We start from the raw sequence: 14,479 nt of genomic DNA, 5'->3' as shown, positions 1-14,479 counted from the left end.
GGTCATCACTCATATTCACATTCTCAGAGGTTCGCTGGTGGCGATGCGTTTGCGGCGGCCTTTGGCCACGGCGAAGTAACGGAAGGCGTCGGCGGCGTGGGATGACCAGTCGTGCAGCGGCTTGTCTTTCCAGCAGCCGCGCTTGTCGTCCCATTCCTTGCGGTAGTTTTCCAGGGCGGAAACCCCTTTCTCGCACTTGGAATCATCGAAGGCGCAGCGGGCCAGGATCTCCCGGGCCTGCTCAATGCCTTCGTCGATGCCGAGTTTTGGAACGACGCTGAATTTGATGCTGTATTTGCTGCCGTCGATCTCGTAGCCCTCACGGGCCAGTTCACGGCGGGTCTTGCCGTCGCTGCCAAACTCGCGGTTGTCGATGTCGTGCGGACCCCAGTGCTCGCCGTAGGTGTAGCCTCGATCCTTCAGCGTCTTCATGTAGTGCCGCAGGCCTTCGCCGCTGTTCTCGTAGAAGTCGACGATGTGGTATTCCTCACCAACCATCCGGACGAACCAGATCGCCGTAGAGTCGCCGACGCCGATGTCCCAGAACGTGTGCACTGGTAGGTGATCATTGTTCGGAATGACGCCGACGCGCTGGTTGGCGTAGAGCTTGGCGAACTGCTTGGCGTAGTAGGCGCCTTCGATCGACTGCTGGAACGCTTCGGCCGGCACTGACGGGTATTCCCGCTTCATGTCGTCGCCGAGTGTCTTCTCCTTGGCTGCATACCAGGCTGCCTGAGCGGCGCTGATGCTGATCCCATGCTTCGCCTTCAGCTCTGCAAAATAGTCAGCCAGTCGCTGCGGGAGCACGGCAAGCGGCTCAATTGCGTACTGCGCGTTCTTCCACCAGCTGAAAAAGAAGAACTTCCAGTCCAGCGGGCCGAGCGCAGCCCCTGAAGAGGCCTGCTTTTCTGCCATCTGGCTGTAATCGAAGAAGTAGCCGGCCCGGCCCTCCGCCGTCGACTCAATGGTGACGAAACAGTCAGTGGCCACGGCTTCGAAGGCGCCGGTGACAATCTCGCGGGCCTTGTGTGGAAACTTGGCACAGATCTTCCCGAACTCGGACACATGCAGGTAACGCAGCGTGCCGCCCCGGAAGGACGTGGAAACGTAGATCGATCCGCCCTTGCTGAACACCAGCTCGCCAGATGCATCGTTGCGCGCCGGGTTGGCCTTGCGGATCTCAAGCGGCAGGTTGTCGTAGGCGTACTTCACCTTCTCCCGGAACAGGCGCTTGGCGTCGTTCAGGGTATGAGCAATCAATGCGCACTTGGCCGACTCGAACAGAGCCGCGTCCAGTTGGATAATGCAGCATTCGGTGGTGAAGCCGAGCTGGCGAGCTTTCAGGATGATGTTGCGGGTATGCAAACCATCGAAGTACTCGACCTGCTCGTCCGTCATCCGGAAGCGGACCTTCTTGCCCTGCTTGTCCGTGATGAAGTAGAGATTATTAAGGCGCCATTTCTTGTCCCGGAGCAGCTTCAAGTGCTCGGGCTTCATGTCAGGCTTCCTTCGATAGATCGTCAATCATTCTGGACAATTCATCCGAGTCTCCGGGCTGCTCTTTGTCGTCCAGGCCGAATGCCTGGCGCTCAAGGACCTGCAGGTTCTTCATTGCCGACGACAACTGAAACAAAGTCTTGGCATTGCTCGGAAGGCCAACAGCCGAGAGCATCGAGCTTCGGCGCATACCATTGCTATCTTCCTTGGTCTCTTCGTCAATCGCATCTTCGATGGCTTCACGCTGCTGAATGGTCATCAGCAGATCATCCATCAGTAGGTTCGCAAGGTTCGTGGCCTTGCGGATGTCGCGGCGATGACTGCGAACTACCTGAGCGCCCTCTTCTGCGGCCTCTTCGATGATCTCTGCATCAGGTTCGCAGTTCGCGCCTTGGCTGTTGCGAACCTCTCCGCGAACCAGCTTGCTGCGAACCTCTTTACGCACCTGCTCAGAAAGGTCTCTTGTCCATCCGTGAGCCTTGGCTTTCTTTCTGATCGCCGTGTCGCTTACGTCGTGTCGTTCGGCGATGGTTCTGATGGAAAGCGCGCCAGCCCGGTAGGCTCGTTCAATCGCCTCCCAGTCGGGTTGCTTTACTGCCATGTTGAATTCCTTCTACTGCTCCACCTTCACGGTGAGCGTTCTGATCTTGCCGCCAGTGCAGCTGTCACGCTTCATGGCCATCTCGACGGCTTGGTAAGCGGATGCGCCCATGTCCATTGCGGTGAGTGCGTGGCTGGAGCCTGAACCGATGGCATAGGACTTGTCGGCGAGGATGATGCTCTTCCAGATTCCGGTGTCGTCATCGTGGCCGATATACCAGACTTGCCCGTCCTCTACAGCCATGGCGCTTGCACTGATATCAGTTGCCGGCTCACCGAAGTAGGCGCCTGTGAGCTTCGCGTAATCAGAGGTGTGCCCGGTAATCACGAATTGGACGCCGTCACGCTCCACGCATTTTTCGTAATCGTCATACGAGATCTGTGTGCCGCTGGTGATCCGAGAGTCATAGGCGATCACGCCGTCTTTGTAGGCAATGGTCGTCATTAAGTCTCACCTTTTGGCACTTACTGTTGATCTTCGCGGATCTCAAGCTTGCGAAACCGGATGGCCTTGCGGGCCTGCTCGGTCACCTTGCCGGTATCGACGTCCAGGTTAGTCATCCAAGCGAAGACGTAGACGGCTCTCAGGTAAAACACGAACCACCACGGGAGATAGGCCTGCAACTGGAAGGTCTTGGCCATATCGTCACCGTGGATGTGTAGAGTGGCGCCCGCACGAAGCCAGGCGCCCTTTGGTTTAACTGTTAAGCCTTCTTCGCCAGCGCTACAGCCTCAGCCCAGAACGCAGGGAGTTCGTGGCCCAGTGCACCTAGGATGGTTTCGAGCTTGGTGATGGTGCCGGCCGGGATCATGGCGTCCAAGGCAAGGACCGCATCAACTGCGGGCGCAGCTGCGGGATCGACCAGCTTCACGGCTACAGCAGCCAGACCGAGCAAATCGACAGGCTCTGAGGCTGGGGACGCTGAACCCGCATCGAGCAGTGCTGGGGCGGCAGCTGGAGCCAGCGTTGCTTGCAGATCGTTCACGGTCATTTCAGCTGCTGGCGCGCCATCATTGGTGTCAGTCATGGTCTTACTCTCGGTGAAGTGCTTCGCAATCCATGCGATGAGTGAATTCAGAAGGCTCATTTCTGAGCCATCCCGACAGAGTCGAAGATGTGCTCCCGGCGTACCCAGGCGTACAACACGAGGGCCGCATGCAGCAGGACTGCGTACGGGCTGACAATCTGGCCATGCAGCGCCTGAACGAAACTGCCGAATGCGGCAATCGCCACCATGTAAAATGATAGGCTCAGCAACGGCTGATCAGCCGGTCGGACCTTGCGCAGGTACTCGACAGCGGCCGTGACGACCAGCACGCACAGGAAAGCGTCAATAGAGACAAGAATGATGTTCATGTCAGGACGCTCCTGTAGAGCCGAACTTCCCTGCCAGCGCCTTCAGGCCCGGAATGATGTTCATTGCGAGGAGGCCAATCAGGAAGGCGACGCCGTATTGAATGGCCCCGTCAGCCGGCAGCGCGAAGTAATGCAAGGCAAGCGGCGTGGTGAACACTGAAGAGGCGAAGCCCGTCAAAAATGCGCTCGCAGCCTGCTTTCTGGTCAGCCCCTGCAAGAAGGTTAACGACAGCAGCGCTCCAGCGAAGCCAGCAATGAATGCGCCGTACTTCACGAGCAGCATGCCCGCGGCAGTTGTGCTCGCTGGTTCGGCCATGGTTTGACTCCAAGGAATAAAAAAGGCCGCAGTGTGAGCGGCCAAGACTGCTTGGGAGCAGTAGATGGGAAAATAAATACTTGCGGGTGCGACCTTGATGTGCAAGACGGCGTCCACTGTCCTAGGACGAAGGACATAAAAAAGCCCAGCTGGTTTAGGGCTGGGCTTTGCCGGACGATTTGTGCATCGTCGAGAGGCTGTCCGGACTTGAACAGGTGCGGGTGTTCGCGCGACCCGGTGTACCACGTATGTCTGGATATCGCTCCTGAGAGCCCCGGCACGACAGTCATGGCGCATCACCCGCATAGCAAAAAGCCCGACGCTTGGCCGGGCTTTCTTCCTGCGCTACCTACACACGTAAATTCAACAGGATGACGAGATAATGGCTCATTGGCTCAGCCATTGTCAAGCAGCTTCTGTGCCAATTAGGTCTTCTTGATCAAGAATTTCTTGGGCAGCCTGCAAGGCGTTGTCTACCGCCGACTCCAGGCTCTTGCGAATCTCTCTGCGCCACCGCTCTTGTGTCTTGATTGGATGCGGCTCATCACTCCAGTTATCGAGCTCGTACCATGCGGCCGGTAGCACATTCGTCGAGCGCTTTCCTTCCACGCCTGGCAGCTTCGGGAGCGCCCAGGTGACCACTGCGCAATGGCGAAACCGTTCTGGCGCAGGCGAGCGGATAGCGCGCGTCAGTTCAGCAATGGCCGCATGCTTACGATCGGTGTGCGTGGAGAACTTCGCAACCAGAGCGCGCCACTGTGAGGCTTCAAGCCCTTTATGCAAGCGGCCGAACACCCAGCAGTCAGTGAGGAAAGCAGCTTCCTTCCCGACGATCTCCCCCTTCTGCTTGGCACACTGGACCTTCGGTTCAAAATCACACCCACCTGCAGAGTTGATGGTCTCGGCGGCCAGAGCGCGCACCACTGCGGAAACGACGTTTCTGTAGGTCATGCTGCCACCCCCAACACATGCTCAGCGAAAAGAACCCATGCCACCGGTGGGATGACGGAACACAAGACTGTCATCCAGAAACCCTTCGCTAGTGCAATGCCGCAAACCCATGCAGTCACCATCGCAAGCCATGAAATAGACGATTGAGTTTTCATGCCGCCCCCACTTTCAACATGTCGGAATTGATCGTCAGGCGCCCTACCTCGCCGTACTGCTTGTGGTAGGTGATGACCTTGGCGTCACGCCCACTGATCCAGCCACCACGGCTGGCATACGCGTCAGGCGCGGCCAGGGTACGATGCTGCTCCACGATCATCAGGTTGTTTTCCTTGATGTCGACGTGATGCAGGTGGCCGAGGTGTGCGTAGCTGTGCTGGGTGCGGCCGAAGACGTCGCGGAACTTGGCCACGAACACGTCTGACACCGACGCTGGTTTCTTTTTGTGCCCGTGATGAAAGAACAGGCTGGTCTGGCCGTGCTCGACGCAGTAGTAAGGATCGGGGCTGCGGTCGACGGTAATACGCGGCTCGTTCTCGTAGATCGCGGAGAACCATTCGCGCAGCCAGATTGAGCTAGCGGTGTCGTGGTTGCCCTCAGCCATCAGGACGTGCACCTTCTGGTGCTTGGTTAGCAGCATGTCGACGACGCGACGAGTCACGCGGATTGCCACACGCACTAGCTTCTGGAACCGGGTGTCAGCGTCGAGCAGATGCTTGCTGGCCGGAGTCACGGCATCGAGGCCGTCCCAATGCAAATAATCCCCGAGTTGTGCGAACACCCCGATCTCGGCATCAGGCGCCATGGTGATTGCAGTGGCGAACCAGGCAACCAGCTGCTGTTCTGCAATGTTCAGGTCGTAGTCCGCGCCCGTTTCCTCGTGCCAGGAGAGAAGGCCGAGATGGTAATCGGTCACCACGTAGCAGTTCAGCAGATCGGTATTGCACGCGGCCGGCGCCGGAGCGAATGCCATGCGCGGCAGGTCTTCGCCCATTGCTGCGATAGCCGCTTCCATCAACTCGCGCTGCCGCTCATGGTCTATCGAACTTTTCACCCACTGTAAAACCGGCGCCTTGACGCCCTCCTTATACAAACTTGAGGTGCCCTTCAGGTGGAAACCGTCCGGTACCGCGTGCGTCATGTCGTGTTCGGGGCTGAACCCTTTACGGGCCAGTTGAGCCTTGCGCTTCAGCAGCGAACGCGGATGCATGCCCAGATGAGCCGCCGCCGTAGGGTTATCCATCGTCTTCAGCGCTTCGATGATCTGCTCGTCGGTGACGGTGCGGACTGGCATCAGACATGCTCCCCGGCGATGGTGTTGGCGGCACAGAAGCCAATCCAGCAGCCGTGCATATAGGCGTGTTTGCTGTAGTCGTCACTTTCCCCGCGCAAGTGCTGCATTTCCTCGATCGACAGATGGTTGCCTGTGACTCGCAAGTGCTGCAGCGCGAACCAACTCTCGAATCTTTGACGGACTGACTCGCTCATGCTGCTTTCCCCTGGGTCAATTCAAAATGGTCAACACATGCTGCTTTGGCCTTTGCCGCGTCGTCGCCAGCGTGGATGAGTTTCCCTTTCGGGCAGCGCACGGTGTAGCCATACCCGTGCTGCAGGGCGTACCGGCTGACCAGATAGCCCTCTTCGGAGGACATGCAGTTTTTGCTGATGGCTTTCCAGATCATGCGATCGCCCTCTTCAGTTCACGGGTCTTTGCTCGGTATTCAGCGGTGATGGCTTTCAGGTCTTCGATGGTGTATCGCTGGGGCTCATGAGGCCCTTCAATCCAAGCCAGCATTTCAGGCCCGATCTTTTCCAGTAGGCGCGGGCGATAGGCAACGATGTTCCCGGACTTCTCCATGTTGCAGTTCTTGTTGCATTGGAGATGCACGTTGTGGGGTTCGAAGCGGAGCTCTGGGCATGATCCAACTGTCCGATAGTGGCCGGCGCAATACTGGACATTCGCGGTTGTGCCGCATGAGATACATGGCTGCCCGGCGTCTCTGAGGCGAATCCAGGTGTTGAAGGATCGTTGCGCATCCTTCATGTGGTCGGCGCGCGTCTTGACCTTTTCCTTCGCCGCACGCAGCTCCTTGCGCCCCACATCGGCAAGAGCCTTGCCTGCCCTCTCGTGATTCTTCGGAGCATCAAGAATCGCGCAGGCCGGGCTGCAAACTGCCTGACCCAGACGCGAAGGGACAAATAAGGCCCTGCATGATTCGACGCGACATTTCTTGGGGCGTGGCTGCTTGGCTGGAAGACTCATGCTGCAGCCTCGAACAGATCCAATTGTCCATGCTGCACATCGAGATAGGTCTGTGCTCGGCGATGCGCCATGCACTTACGGAAAGCGGCGCGCTCAAGGCGACGATCAGCAGGACCCGCCCCGTTGTACCGGTAGCAAGCCAGATTGAAACGCGCACGATCAGTCCAAAACTGACGATTCGCTTCAGGACAGAGCCTGATTTCTTCGCCGGTTTTCATGCGACCACCTCCAGCACCCTCTGCTGCTCTGGGGCGAAGTCTTTGCGCAGCGGCATCAGCTCCCCGTCGCCGTAGGCCAATTGGAAGGCAAGACCTTCGCGAGATACCAGCCAGCCAGCGCCAGGCGAAGGGACTTCCTTCCAGTCACGCGTCTCGAGCAGATCGCCTTTCTGAATCCGCGACTCGATCTGCACCACGCTGTAGGCCGGCAGCTCGACGTCGTGAACGATGGTCAGGGCAAGATCGCCCGCGTTGAAGTTGTGGTTCATGCCGCCACCTCCCCGAGGATGTCGCTGAAGAAGACGCCCTTGGCTGTGAACTCATCCACGATGCGATCGGTGAAGGCGATGCCCTGCGCGCGGTTGAACAGGCGCGTCACCGGGAAACCATCGGGGCCGAACAGCGCGTTCGCGCCCATCAAGTCCAGCTTTTCCTCGTAAGACAGGTGCCGCATGGTTCGGTACCAACCAGTGCGAAAGTCTTCGTCCTCGTTCAGCAGGATCTGCACGCCAAAATGGAGCTTGCAGTAACGCCGCGCATCCTCGACAACACCGATCTGTGTCATTTCGGAGATACGCTGATACAGGGCGAACCACAGGGCGTTTTGATCGAGGGTGCGGTCCTTGCCCGGACGCAGCGACACCACCACGAACTTCTTCTCGCGGAACATGGCGGTCAGCTTGGTGATGGCCTCGGAGAGTCGGGCTGAGCTGTTGACTGATATCTTGTCAGTCATGATCCACCTCGTCGTATTCCTTGCGCCCGCTCCAGGCTGTGCACAGGATCGGAATCCATGGAAGCGCCGCGACTGCCGGGTACACGGTCAGCCAGAAAATCAGCGGTGGCATATCGTTACGGACCAGCATTGCGACAGCGAGTAGTGCCGGCCACATCCAGCCAATAGTCAGGCCGGGGTGATTGGCGAGGGATAGGCGGAACAGCTTCCAGTTGCTCATGCTCTGCGCACTCCCTGTTTCACCAGCGCTTCACGCTCAGCACAAGGCGTGCACAGCTTCACCCCCGGAATGGCCAGGCGACGTCCTTCAGGGATCTCCTCGCCACACTCGCATTCAGTGGCGCTGATGCCGGTGTAAACCGTGCGCTGGGCCAAAGTCCGATTGAGGGCTTCTTCGATTTCGTTGTCTGCCAGATCTGCGATGTCAGCCATTACTTGGCCCTCCGGTAAGCCAGAAATGCGGCCCATAGAGCGAGCAGCAGTGAATACGCACCAACGGCAATCAGTACTGACTCAACCACGCTGAAGCCGAGAGAGTTCACGTAGTTCAGGGAGGCTATGACTACAACCCCAATGCACGCCGTCACCGTCACGCACAGAGCAATAAAGCCCAGTGTCTTCAGGAACTCCCTGACGGCCTTCTTAAACGGGTTGCTGATCTTCATTGCGCACTCCTCTTGCCAAATTTCGCCATCAGCTGAGCACGAGCAGATGCGCCGTCGGACGGGATGCCTTGCTTCGCGATCCGCTCTTGGGTCTGCTGGTCAGCCAGTTCATCAGCCAGTTCAAGCTGGGATTTCTGACTGTCGTGACCGATGCCGGTGAGAATCTTGCCGTCGAGCGGCTGGCCGGACTGGGCGCGGCGTAGAACGATTTCGTAGTTGCGTTCGAAGCGTGCACGCATCGCCTTGTCATCCTGCTTGGCTGATCGCAGGTCGAAAATTCCGGTAGCGTTGGCGGCGATTCGCACTGCTTCGTGGCTGGCAGTACCCATGAGAGCCTCCATCCATGCGTCAGCGGCTGCTGGCATGCCGTAAGCCGCTGGTCCAGGCGTGCACCACTGGATGAACTGGCCGATGCTTGGCGCGAACGGCGAGCCGCTCTTGCGGCATTGCTTGATCCCGAACTCGACTTGGTTGATGTCGCAGATACCGGCGTCGATGAAGCCCTTGGTCCAACTGCGCTGCGCCGAACCGAGCGCCTTTTCGTCTGGCCAAGCGGTTTTCCATGCCGGGAAAATAGCCTTGAGCTGGCGGAAAATCTTCTCGACCACTTCAGCGGTCTGGCTGTCGACATTGCCCAGCTGGACAGGTGCCGGGGCAGATCCTTGTCCGGTGCGTATCGCCTTTGCAGCGGCGGGCGTGACCGACTTGACGATTCTCATAGCTCGTCGCTCAAGTCATTGCGCCATGCGGTGCTGTAGAAGTCTGGGCCGGCAGAAGCGGCAGACGGGGCACGGCCAGCTTGAGCGAGTCGATTAGCGATCCAGTCGGCCTTGAACCCCTGCCAGCCAGCGGACAGGGCCTCGGTCATCGCGTCCTTAGCGAGGATCCCCAGCTCGGCGCACTTGGTCAGTTCGGCGTTCAGGGCATCCCACACGGTCAGGCTGACGGCGGCGCGCTTGGTCTTGCGCAGGGCCAACCAATCGACAAGCAGTTGATCAGGGATCTGGTGCGGGTTGTCAGCGAGCATCTGAGCCTTTCCGAAAGCCGAGTCGGCAGCTGGCTTGGTTTTTCGGGGAGCGCGCTTGGATTTCTCAAGGGGGGCATTACTCTCTTTCGTAGAAAGAGGTAATAAGGTTTCTTTCTTAGAATAAAGAAGGGAGTCGTCTGTTTTGGTCTGTCTCGTGATGCTTACGACTCGGCCCATATGGCCCGAGTCAGACCGTTTGGTCCGACTCGGACATTCAACATAGGCCCATTCCTTCGGGTCGCACAGACCGATATCGCCGCGCGAACCACCCTCACGGAAGATCACGCGGCGCTTCAGTAGGTGGCTGATGGCCTTGGAGACGACGTCAGGGTGCAGGTTAGTGGATTTGGATACCTCAGCAGCCTTGATGCGAACAGGGCCAGCCTGGAAGTTGATAGTGGCCTTGGCGATGAACAGGGCAACCTTCAGCTCACGGCCTGGCAGATCAATGACCATTAAGGCATCCATCAGGCTGTTTTCCATTCGGGTGAACCCCCGAGGATTGATTGCGATGATGTTGTCGGTTGTCATTGGGTGACCTCCGGCAAATTAGTGCGCGACACGTTTTTATGAATCTGAAAGCGTGTCGCGGATTCGTGGGTATTGCCTGATTCGGTGTGATGGTTCATTATCGGCCTCACTAAATGTTGTCGAATCAGCCGGGCTCTTACCCCGGCTTTTTCATGTCTGCGATTTGTCATCGCGGTTAAGGTCGGAACCACCTGCTACGCTGGGAAGCTCTCACCCAACCCAGTGAATCAGGAGGTTCCGATGTCAGAAATTATTCCCGTGGGGAGCTTCAGCCCCACCTGCGAGCAATGCGGCAGCACAAAGCTCATCAAGCCCGGCGAAGCTGGTGGGGATGACGTAATGGTTGTCTGCGGTGAATGTGCGGCTCTCTGCACTGTCGATGAGCTCAACGCGCGCATCCGAAAGCAGGGCAAGGACATCGTTGAGAAACTGAAGGCGCGCCTCCGGGGCGAGCTTTAAAGCGGTCGACTCAACTTGGTCGGCAAATGGTTTTATGGTGATCGAAAACGTCACTTGCTGGTGTTCGGCCATTACCTTTCTCCTGCTGATTGGCGTGTCGCGGTATAGGTGTCCGGCGCATCCGTGATAGCTTTTTGCTTACACACAAAAAGGCCTAGGAGGCCGGACATATGAGCGAACCTGTGAACTACCCGAAGGTATGGAGGGAGCACACCGGGCTTTCGGATTCCGAGCAGAATCTCGGGGTTATCAAGTCGGCTGTCATCAAGGCTATTCCCGGATACCTGCTCTTCTGTTTTTGCGAAATGCAACGGGAGGCGCAGGCAACCTTTTGGGAGCCAATGGACGGCAACAAGCCGGTGAGCGCCTACCTGATCAAGAAGCATCACTGGCACCCTGATCAGGTTTCAGCTCTTTCGAACGAGCTGCTTCTTCTTGTGCTTCACGACGAGCTTCTTCACCTACAGGGATCTCCGATGTACGACCCTGTGCAGAAGGACATCGATTTTCTTGAAGGGAGGGGAGTTCACATTTGATACCTCTCTGGACCCAGTAAGCTTCACCCTCTGCAATCAACTTACGAAGCTCGGTCGCCTGGCTTTCATGCCAGGCCGCCATTTCTGCCAGAGTCATCGAAGGGTCTCGAATGCTTGAGCGTTCGGGCCAGAACACGACCGGCCTGCCAGGCATATCCAATGCAACAATCCCTTCCAGGATTTGCCTTGCCGCCTCGGCTGGAGAGCCGCCTGCCCTGGCCGCGATGGCCTGAATAGCGATTTCACGCTCTTTGGATGTCAGGTTCATGCCCTTCTCCGTTATCAAGTTCAGGTCTTTCGTTTGAGTTGCTGGCTTGTCCTGCGCTTACCCCTAATTAGGTGCCAGCCACGGCCCCTAATTAGGGCTCCGAAGCTCACTTCACAGGGCCGAACGGAAGGACGTTTCCGCCCAATGCCTCAGTGATTGTCTTGGCAGCACGGCGAGCGGCGCGACGTTGCGCAGCCTCCTCTGCTCCAGCCAGGAGCTGGTCGAAAAAATCTACCGCGCTGATACCCATCTCATCAGCCAAGCACTCCAACGCATCCTTCTCGTCCTGCTTGCACTGCCCTACTGCTGTTACTGCAGACATAGGTGCCTCCCTTCGGAATTAAGCGCTGTGTTTCTTGTCATCGAGCAACGACAGCTGCTCGTGCTCCAGCTTGATCGCCAGCGCTTTGCGGGCGAGATCAAGGATCAGTTCGCGAGGCTGAATGTTCAGTTCGCGGGCCAGCTCACGCAGGGCCGGAAAGTCGTCCAGTTCACGCCCCTCAACCCCCTGGTCGTCCAGCAGCGGGAAGTACCCGTGCTCACGCTTGAACTGCAACGCTGCCAAAGTCAGGTCGCGAACCAGTGCGCCCGGCTGAGTCTCCCGCTCCAGCGCTTCCGCTCTGAGATCGGCGTAGGCGTCGTCATTCAGGCGCGACTTCAACTGGTGGGTGTTGCAGTGCGCTTTGTTGTCGTAGGCCATCTGGAAGCCCCTGGTTGTGCTGCTTAACTAGCCCCTATCGAGGGCCCTTTTGTGTCCTACAAGCTCCAGTACCGGGGCTTTGCGGGAGTTCTGAACAACCCTTCCTGCGGCAGCTATCGAGCTGGCTGCCAACAAGTACTCTTCAGTCGCCAAATCAAGGCTCCATCCGAGCTGATGGGCTAGTTCTCGAATCTCCTGCTGCGCCCCCGCGGGGAGCGAACTAAATTCGCAGTCAAATTCGGGCACACGACCCTCCTGAGGGCCCTCAGGCCGTCTTATGATTGTCTTGGGCGCTTACCCCGTGGATTTCCCGGACTGCTTCAGCAGCACGGTGGGCGCGCCCAAGCTCTGCCAGTTCATGCAGGTAGGTGGCGAGCTGCATGCCGGCCATTTTTGCTTCCATCTGCAGCTGTCTCTTGGCGCGCTGGGTAAAGCGAACCTTGCAGATGGCGTCGCGCTTGTTGGCTGGGTCTGAGTGCATAGGGAGGCTTCCTTACGTGGTTGGAATTTTGGTTAGGCGGCTAAAACTGGAATGCTCGGGCGGAGATCGCGGGCCTTGATAGCGCCTGCCGTTGCGATCTCTGCGCGCATAGCAACTTCGGCGGTGCAGCCATGCAGGCCGCGAACCCACCCGCTCACAGTCCCCTGCTTAACGCCAAGGGCGGCAGCTGTAGCCATTTGCGAGCCGAAATGATCGACCAGCTTTTCAAAGGAATTATTCATGATTCTCCGCCCATTTAAAGGGATGCCTTTATGTTAGAGCAAAGGAACACCTTTTTGCAACTTCAAAGGCTGCCCTTTATCTTTCCGGTCATGGAACTCAAAGACAGACTGAAAAAAGCTCGCAAAGATGCAGGTCTAACGCAGGCCCAGCTCGCCGAACGCGCAGGAATAAAGCAGGCCTCCGTTTCCGAGATAGAGCGAGGCCTTACGCGCACCAGCGGTTATCTGGTAAAGCTTGCGCAGGTATGTGGCGTCGACCCTGTGTGGCTGTCTGACGGATCTGGAGCGGCAGAGTCAAACGTTGAGCCCGGACCACCAATAACCTCCCCTCCGCGAAGGATCGACATTGTGGGCACCGCTCAGCTTGGGCCGGACGGCTATTGGATCGGCGTCAATCAGGCCGATGGCTGGGTTGAAACCTACTCGCGGGATGAGGATGCTTATGCCTTGAGGCTCAAAGGCGATTCCATGGCCCCAGCCATCCGCAATGGCTGGGTAGCCATTTGCGAGCCGAACCACCGCTTGGTTCCCGGCGAGTACGTCATGGTGACCACCCTGGACGGCCAGAGCATGGTCAAGGAGCTGCTGTTCCAGAACGATGAAGAAGTCAGCCTGATGTCGGTCAATGCTGCCTATGGTGAGCGCCGGACGATCGAGCGCAGCGACATCGAGAAGATCCACTACGTCGGCAACATCCTCGCGCCCAGCAAGGTGCTCGGCCGCTACTGAGCATTCCAAGTCTGGCGATCCGGCGCAGCGATGCAAGCCAAACTCCCGATAGTAGAGAGGTCAATATGTCAGGCATCAAGAAAAAAAGGGACAAGGTCGAGGATCTGGAAAAGATAGTTGATCTTCCATCTTCGGCGGTAAGCGCCGCGCTCAAGGAAATTGGGCATATGAAGTCCTGCTGGATCTGCGACTCCTCGAAATGGATTCTCGAAAGCCTGAAGGGAAAGGCCACTCCTATACGATTCGAAGGCTTGGCAAGGGGTTACACGGCTGCCTTTCAGCTCACCTGCTCCAGCTGTGGGCACCTGAGGTTTGCAGATGCCCAGACGGTATATACCCATCTTCTGAGGCTGGCCGAAGAAGCCTGATGAGCCTCTTGGGCCGAGTCATCTGGTGCGGCGGGGATTTGTAGGAGATCTAGCGCGAGGATTGACCAAGATGGCGCACTCACTTCAATACCATATAGGCGAATCCGTCCACGCCATCGAGGTCGAGGTGGAGAAACTGCTCGATGTTGTGGACGCTCTTCAAGTAGCAGGGAGTGACGATCTGGCTTCGGTTGTCGTGACCCAGGTACAAAAGCTACTTGAGGCTGTGATAGTGCTGAGAATGGCTATGGCAGGCTGAATGCCAACTGGCGCGGCGGGGATTTGTAGGAGGTCATCATGGGTCTGACAAAACCTGAGCAGGACCTGAGGCGCGACCTGAAAGGGATCGCCTTCAACCTTGAACAGTCCTGCATTGACCTCGGCAGGCTGGCGCAACGGATCAGTGACGCTGATGCTCTGGAGCTGATGCAGCTGGTCGGCAGACTCTATGAGGATGCGGATCGGCTGACTTCGTATGCTGATGAGGTGAAAGCGGGAAGGATTGTGCGGGGGAAGGCCGAGTAGGTGGGGTGGCGGG

Annotated in this window: 30 protein-coding genes; 4 read left to right on the top strand and 26 right to left on the bottom strand. The window is 57.8% G+C overall.

Annotated features, from left to right (window positions below; translation table 11 throughout):
- Nucleotides 1-15 precede the first annotated feature (15 nt).
- The 26 genes from HK44_RS01985 to HK44_RS01860 form a co-directional block, all read right to left on the bottom strand.
- Nucleotides 16-1,497: a terminase gene (locus HK44_RS01985; protein WP_019689937.1), complete on the bottom strand. Its 1,482-nt coding sequence runs from the start codon at nucleotides 1,495-1,497 to the stop codon at nucleotides 16-18.
- A gap of 1 nt (nucleotide 1,498) precedes the next feature.
- The gene (locus HK44_RS01980) at nucleotides 1,499-2,098 is read right to left on the bottom strand and encodes a hypothetical protein (RefSeq protein ID WP_019689936.1); all 600 of its coding nucleotides are present in this window, start codon (nucleotides 2,096-2,098) and stop codon (nucleotides 1,499-1,501) included.
- Between the two features lie 12 nt (nucleotides 2,099-2,110).
- Nucleotides 2,111-2,542: a hypothetical protein gene (locus HK44_RS01975; protein ID WP_019689935.1), complete on the bottom strand. Its 432-nt coding sequence runs from the start codon at nucleotides 2,540-2,542 to the stop codon at nucleotides 2,111-2,113.
- Between the two features lie 20 nt (nucleotides 2,543-2,562).
- Nucleotides 2,563-2,739 (bottom strand): hypothetical protein, encoded by a 177-nt coding sequence (locus tag HK44_RS01970; RefSeq protein ID WP_019689934.1) that lies wholly within the window; start codon nucleotides 2,737-2,739, stop codon nucleotides 2,563-2,565.
- A 62-nt stretch (nucleotides 2,740-2,801) separates the two neighbouring features.
- A complete protein-coding gene (locus HK44_RS01965; protein WP_019689933.1) occupies nucleotides 2,802-3,185 on the bottom strand; it encodes a hypothetical protein in 384 nt (127 codons plus the stop codon).
- Complete coding sequence (locus HK44_RS01960; RefSeq protein WP_019689932.1) at nucleotides 3,182-3,454, bottom strand: hypothetical protein; 273 nt, start codon at nucleotides 3,452-3,454, stop codon at nucleotides 3,182-3,184. Before HK44_RS01960 ends, HK44_RS01965 begins: the two co-directional genes overlap by 4 nt.
- 1 nt (nucleotide 3,455) lies before the next feature.
- Nucleotides 3,456-3,770 carry a hypothetical protein gene (locus HK44_RS01955; protein WP_019689931.1) on the bottom strand — a complete coding sequence of 105 codons (315 nt, stop codon included), beginning with the start codon at nucleotides 3,768-3,770 and terminating at the stop codon, nucleotides 3,456-3,458.
- Between the two features lie 405 nt (nucleotides 3,771-4,175).
- On the bottom strand, nucleotides 4,176-4,721 hold the full coding sequence (locus HK44_RS01950) for a hypothetical protein (RefSeq protein ID WP_019689930.1): 546 nt from the start codon (nucleotides 4,719-4,721) through the stop codon (nucleotides 4,176-4,178).
- A gap of 151 nt (nucleotides 4,722-4,872) precedes the next feature.
- The gene (locus HK44_RS01945) at nucleotides 4,873-6,012 is read right to left on the bottom strand and encodes an oxidoreductase (protein ID WP_019689928.1); all 1,140 of its coding nucleotides are present in this window, start codon (nucleotides 6,010-6,012) and stop codon (nucleotides 4,873-4,875) included.
- Entirely contained in the window at nucleotides 6,012-6,206 is a 195-nt protein-coding gene (locus tag HK44_RS01940) for a hypothetical protein (RefSeq protein WP_019689927.1), read from the bottom strand. The genes HK44_RS01945 and HK44_RS01940 overlap by 1 nt, the downstream gene beginning before the upstream one ends.
- Nucleotides 6,203-6,400 carry a hypothetical protein gene (locus HK44_RS01935; protein WP_019689926.1) on the bottom strand — a complete coding sequence of 66 codons (198 nt, stop codon included), beginning with the start codon at nucleotides 6,398-6,400 and terminating at the stop codon, nucleotides 6,203-6,205. The genes HK44_RS01940 and HK44_RS01935 overlap by 4 nt, the downstream gene beginning before the upstream one ends.
- Complete coding sequence (locus HK44_RS01930) at nucleotides 6,397-6,981, bottom strand: recombination protein NinG (RefSeq protein WP_019689925.1); 585 nt, start codon at nucleotides 6,979-6,981, stop codon at nucleotides 6,397-6,399. The genes HK44_RS01935 and HK44_RS01930 overlap by 4 nt, the downstream gene beginning before the upstream one ends.
- Entirely contained in the window at nucleotides 6,978-7,199 is a 222-nt protein-coding gene (locus HK44_RS01925) for a hypothetical protein (RefSeq protein WP_019689924.1), read from the bottom strand. The genes HK44_RS01930 and HK44_RS01925 overlap by 4 nt, the downstream gene beginning before the upstream one ends.
- A complete protein-coding gene (locus HK44_RS01920; protein ID WP_019689923.1) occupies nucleotides 7,196-7,468 on the bottom strand; it encodes a hypothetical protein in 273 nt (90 codons plus the stop codon). The genes HK44_RS01925 and HK44_RS01920 overlap by 4 nt, the downstream gene beginning before the upstream one ends.
- The gene (locus tag HK44_RS01915; protein WP_019689922.1) at nucleotides 7,465-7,935 is read right to left on the bottom strand and encodes a hypothetical protein; all 471 of its coding nucleotides are present in this window, start codon (nucleotides 7,933-7,935) and stop codon (nucleotides 7,465-7,467) included. Before HK44_RS01915 ends, HK44_RS01920 begins: the two co-directional genes overlap by 4 nt.
- Entirely contained in the window at nucleotides 7,928-8,155 is a 228-nt protein-coding gene (locus HK44_RS01910) for a hypothetical protein (RefSeq protein ID WP_019689921.1), read from the bottom strand. The genes HK44_RS01915 and HK44_RS01910 overlap by 8 nt, the downstream gene beginning before the upstream one ends.
- Nucleotides 8,152-8,367: a TraR/DksA C4-type zinc finger protein gene (locus HK44_RS01905; protein ID WP_019689920.1), complete on the bottom strand. Its 216-nt coding sequence runs from the start codon at nucleotides 8,365-8,367 to the stop codon at nucleotides 8,152-8,154. Before HK44_RS01905 ends, HK44_RS01910 begins: the two co-directional genes overlap by 4 nt.
- A complete protein-coding gene (locus HK44_RS01900; protein WP_019689919.1) occupies nucleotides 8,367-8,600 on the bottom strand; it encodes a hypothetical protein in 234 nt (77 codons plus the stop codon). The genes HK44_RS01905 and HK44_RS01900 overlap by 1 nt, the downstream gene beginning before the upstream one ends.
- On the bottom strand, nucleotides 8,597-9,319 hold the full coding sequence (locus tag HK44_RS01895; RefSeq protein ID WP_019689918.1) for a replication protein P: 723 nt from the start codon (nucleotides 9,317-9,319) through the stop codon (nucleotides 8,597-8,599). The genes HK44_RS01900 and HK44_RS01895 overlap by 4 nt, the downstream gene beginning before the upstream one ends.
- Nucleotides 9,316-10,158: a replication protein gene (locus HK44_RS01890; protein ID WP_019689917.1), complete on the bottom strand. Its 843-nt coding sequence runs from the start codon at nucleotides 10,156-10,158 to the stop codon at nucleotides 9,316-9,318. The genes HK44_RS01895 and HK44_RS01890 overlap by 4 nt, the downstream gene beginning before the upstream one ends.
- 243 nt (nucleotides 10,159-10,401) lie before the next feature.
- A complete protein-coding gene (locus tag HK44_RS01885) occupies nucleotides 10,402-10,689 on the bottom strand; it encodes a hypothetical protein (protein ID WP_019689916.1) in 288 nt (95 codons plus the stop codon).
- A 303-nt stretch (nucleotides 10,690-10,992) separates the two neighbouring features.
- On the bottom strand, nucleotides 10,993-11,421 hold the full coding sequence (locus HK44_RS01880) for a hypothetical protein (protein WP_141651653.1): 429 nt from the start codon (nucleotides 11,419-11,421) through the stop codon (nucleotides 10,993-10,995).
- Between the two features lie 106 nt (nucleotides 11,422-11,527).
- The gene (locus tag HK44_RS01875; protein WP_019689914.1) at nucleotides 11,528-11,743 is read right to left on the bottom strand and encodes a hypothetical protein; all 216 of its coding nucleotides are present in this window, start codon (nucleotides 11,741-11,743) and stop codon (nucleotides 11,528-11,530) included.
- Nucleotides 11,744-11,761: 18 nt separating this feature from the next.
- Nucleotides 11,762-12,121 (bottom strand): hypothetical protein, encoded by a 360-nt coding sequence (locus tag HK44_RS01870; RefSeq protein WP_019689913.1) that lies wholly within the window; start codon nucleotides 12,119-12,121, stop codon nucleotides 11,762-11,764.
- A 265-nt stretch (nucleotides 12,122-12,386) separates the two neighbouring features.
- Nucleotides 12,387-12,602, bottom strand: a complete 216-nt coding sequence (locus HK44_RS01865) for a hypothetical protein (RefSeq protein WP_019689911.1) — start codon at nucleotides 12,600-12,602, stop codon at nucleotides 12,387-12,389.
- A gap of 32 nt (nucleotides 12,603-12,634) precedes the next feature.
- The gene (locus HK44_RS01860; protein WP_019689910.1) at nucleotides 12,635-12,844 is read right to left on the bottom strand and encodes a transcriptional regulator; all 210 of its coding nucleotides are present in this window, start codon (nucleotides 12,842-12,844) and stop codon (nucleotides 12,635-12,637) included.
- A gap of 90 nt (nucleotides 12,845-12,934) precedes the next feature.
- On the opposite strand from HK44_RS01860, the gene HK44_RS30350 reads away from it, so the two are divergent.
- The 4 genes from HK44_RS30350 (at nucleotide 12,935) to HK44_RS01840 (ending at nucleotide 14,466) form a co-directional block, all read left to right on the top strand.
- Complete coding sequence (locus HK44_RS30350) at nucleotides 12,935-13,573, top strand: S24 family peptidase (RefSeq protein WP_031319271.1); 639 nt, start codon at nucleotides 12,935-12,937, stop codon at nucleotides 13,571-13,573.
- 65 nt (nucleotides 13,574-13,638) lie between these two features.
- Complete coding sequence (locus tag HK44_RS01850) at nucleotides 13,639-13,941, top strand: hypothetical protein (protein ID WP_019689908.1); 303 nt, start codon at nucleotides 13,639-13,641, stop codon at nucleotides 13,939-13,941.
- Nucleotides 13,942-14,011: 70 nt separating this feature from the next.
- Nucleotides 14,012-14,200 carry a hypothetical protein gene (locus HK44_RS01845; protein ID WP_019689907.1) on the top strand — a complete coding sequence of 63 codons (189 nt, stop codon included), beginning with the start codon at nucleotides 14,012-14,014 and terminating at the stop codon, nucleotides 14,198-14,200.
- 38 nt (nucleotides 14,201-14,238) lie between these two features.
- Complete coding sequence (locus HK44_RS01840; protein ID WP_019689906.1) at nucleotides 14,239-14,466, top strand: hypothetical protein; 228 nt, start codon at nucleotides 14,239-14,241, stop codon at nucleotides 14,464-14,466.
- The last annotated feature ends 13 nt before the right edge of the window (nucleotides 14,467-14,479 follow it).

This window comes from Pseudomonas fluorescens HK44, from assembly GCF_000217955.3.
In the GTDB taxonomy this organism is placed as follows: domain Bacteria; phylum Pseudomonadota; class Gammaproteobacteria; order Pseudomonadales; family Pseudomonadaceae; genus Aquipseudomonas; species Aquipseudomonas fluorescens_AQ.
The sequence above is the reverse complement of the archived record's forward strand: the minus strand, read 5'-3'. Positions and strand labels throughout refer to the sequence as shown.

What these genes read in the sequence shown, in the direction of transcription:
- HK44_RS01985 (WP_019689937.1), bottom strand. Translation starts at nt 1,497, where the DNA reads ATGAAGCCCGAGCACTTGAAGCTGCTCCGGGACAAGAAATGGCGCCTT.
- HK44_RS01980 (WP_019689936.1), bottom strand. Translation starts at nt 2,098, where the DNA reads ATGGCAGTAAAGCAACCCGACTGGGAGGCGATTGAACGAGCCTACCGG.
- HK44_RS01975 (WP_019689935.1), bottom strand. Translation starts at nt 2,542, where the DNA reads ATGACGACCATTGCCTACAAAGACGGCGTGATCGCCTATGACTCTCGG.
- HK44_RS01970 (WP_019689934.1), bottom strand. Translation starts at nt 2,739, where the DNA reads ATGGCCAAGACCTTCCAGTTGCAGGCCTATCTCCCGTGGTGGTTCGTG.
- HK44_RS01965 (WP_019689933.1), bottom strand. Translation starts at nt 3,185, where the DNA reads ATGAGCCTTCTGAATTCACTCATCGCATGGATTGCGAAGCACTTCACC.
- HK44_RS01960 (WP_019689932.1), bottom strand. Translation starts at nt 3,454, where the DNA reads ATGAACATCATTCTTGTCTCTATTGACGCTTTCCTGTGCGTGCTGGTC.
- HK44_RS01955 (WP_019689931.1), bottom strand. Translation starts at nt 3,770, where the DNA reads ATGGCCGAACCAGCGAGCACAACTGCCGCGGGCATGCTGCTCGTGAAG.
- HK44_RS01950 (WP_019689930.1), bottom strand. Translation starts at nt 4,721, where the DNA reads ATGACCTACAGAAACGTCGTTTCCGCAGTGGTGCGCGCTCTGGCCGCC.
- HK44_RS01945 (WP_019689928.1), bottom strand. Translation starts at nt 6,012, where the DNA reads ATGCCAGTCCGCACCGTCACCGACGAGCAGATCATCGAAGCGCTGAAG.
- HK44_RS01940 (WP_019689927.1), bottom strand. Translation starts at nt 6,206, where the DNA reads ATGAGCGAGTCAGTCCGTCAAAGATTCGAGAGTTGGTTCGCGCTGCAG.
- HK44_RS01935 (WP_019689926.1), bottom strand. Translation starts at nt 6,400, where the DNA reads ATGATCTGGAAAGCCATCAGCAAAAACTGCATGTCCTCCGAAGAGGGC.
- HK44_RS01930 (WP_019689925.1), bottom strand. Translation starts at nt 6,981, where the DNA reads ATGAGTCTTCCAGCCAAGCAGCCACGCCCCAAGAAATGTCGCGTCGAA.
- HK44_RS01925 (WP_019689924.1), bottom strand. Translation starts at nt 7,199, where the DNA reads ATGAAAACCGGCGAAGAAATCAGGCTCTGTCCTGAAGCGAATCGTCAG.
- HK44_RS01920 (WP_019689923.1), bottom strand. Translation starts at nt 7,468, where the DNA reads ATGAACCACAACTTCAACGCGGGCGATCTTGCCCTGACCATCGTTCAC.
- HK44_RS01915 (WP_019689922.1), bottom strand. Translation starts at nt 7,935, where the DNA reads ATGACTGACAAGATATCAGTCAACAGCTCAGCCCGACTCTCCGAGGCC.
- HK44_RS01910 (WP_019689921.1), bottom strand. Translation starts at nt 8,155, where the DNA reads ATGAGCAACTGGAAGCTGTTCCGCCTATCCCTCGCCAATCACCCCGGC.
- HK44_RS01905 (WP_019689920.1), bottom strand. Translation starts at nt 8,367, where the DNA reads ATGGCTGACATCGCAGATCTGGCAGACAACGAAATCGAAGAAGCCCTC.
- HK44_RS01900 (WP_019689919.1), bottom strand. Translation starts at nt 8,600, where the DNA reads ATGAAGATCAGCAACCCGTTTAAGAAGGCCGTCAGGGAGTTCCTGAAG.
- HK44_RS01895 (WP_019689918.1), bottom strand. Translation starts at nt 9,319, where the DNA reads ATGAGAATCGTCAAGTCGGTCACGCCCGCCGCTGCAAAGGCGATACGC.
- HK44_RS01890 (WP_019689917.1), bottom strand. Translation starts at nt 10,158, where the DNA reads ATGACAACCGACAACATCATCGCAATCAATCCTCGGGGGTTCACCCGA.
- HK44_RS01885 (WP_019689916.1), bottom strand. Translation starts at nt 10,689, where the DNA reads ATGGCCGAACACCAGCAAGTGACGTTTTCGATCACCATAAAACCATTT.
- HK44_RS01880 (WP_141651653.1), bottom strand. Translation starts at nt 11,421, where the DNA reads ATGAACCTGACATCCAAAGAGCGTGAAATCGCTATTCAGGCCATCGCG.
- HK44_RS01875 (WP_019689914.1), bottom strand. Translation starts at nt 11,743, where the DNA reads ATGTCTGCAGTAACAGCAGTAGGGCAGTGCAAGCAGGACGAGAAGGAT.
- HK44_RS01870 (WP_019689913.1), bottom strand. Translation starts at nt 12,121, where the DNA reads ATGGCCTACGACAACAAAGCGCACTGCAACACCCACCAGTTGAAGTCG.
- HK44_RS01865 (WP_019689911.1), bottom strand. Translation starts at nt 12,602, where the DNA reads ATGCACTCAGACCCAGCCAACAAGCGCGACGCCATCTGCAAGGTTCGC.
- HK44_RS01860 (WP_019689910.1), bottom strand. Translation starts at nt 12,844, where the DNA reads ATGAATAATTCCTTTGAAAAGCTGGTCGATCATTTCGGCTCGCAAATG.
- HK44_RS30350 (WP_031319271.1), top strand. Translation starts at nt 12,935, where the DNA reads ATGGAACTCAAAGACAGACTGAAAAAAGCTCGCAAAGATGCAGGTCTA.
- HK44_RS01850 (WP_019689908.1), top strand. Translation starts at nt 13,639, where the DNA reads ATGTCAGGCATCAAGAAAAAAAGGGACAAGGTCGAGGATCTGGAAAAG.
- HK44_RS01845 (WP_019689907.1), top strand. Translation starts at nt 14,012, where the DNA reads ATGGCGCACTCACTTCAATACCATATAGGCGAATCCGTCCACGCCATC.
- HK44_RS01840 (WP_019689906.1), top strand. Translation starts at nt 14,239, where the DNA reads ATGGGTCTGACAAAACCTGAGCAGGACCTGAGGCGCGACCTGAAAGGG.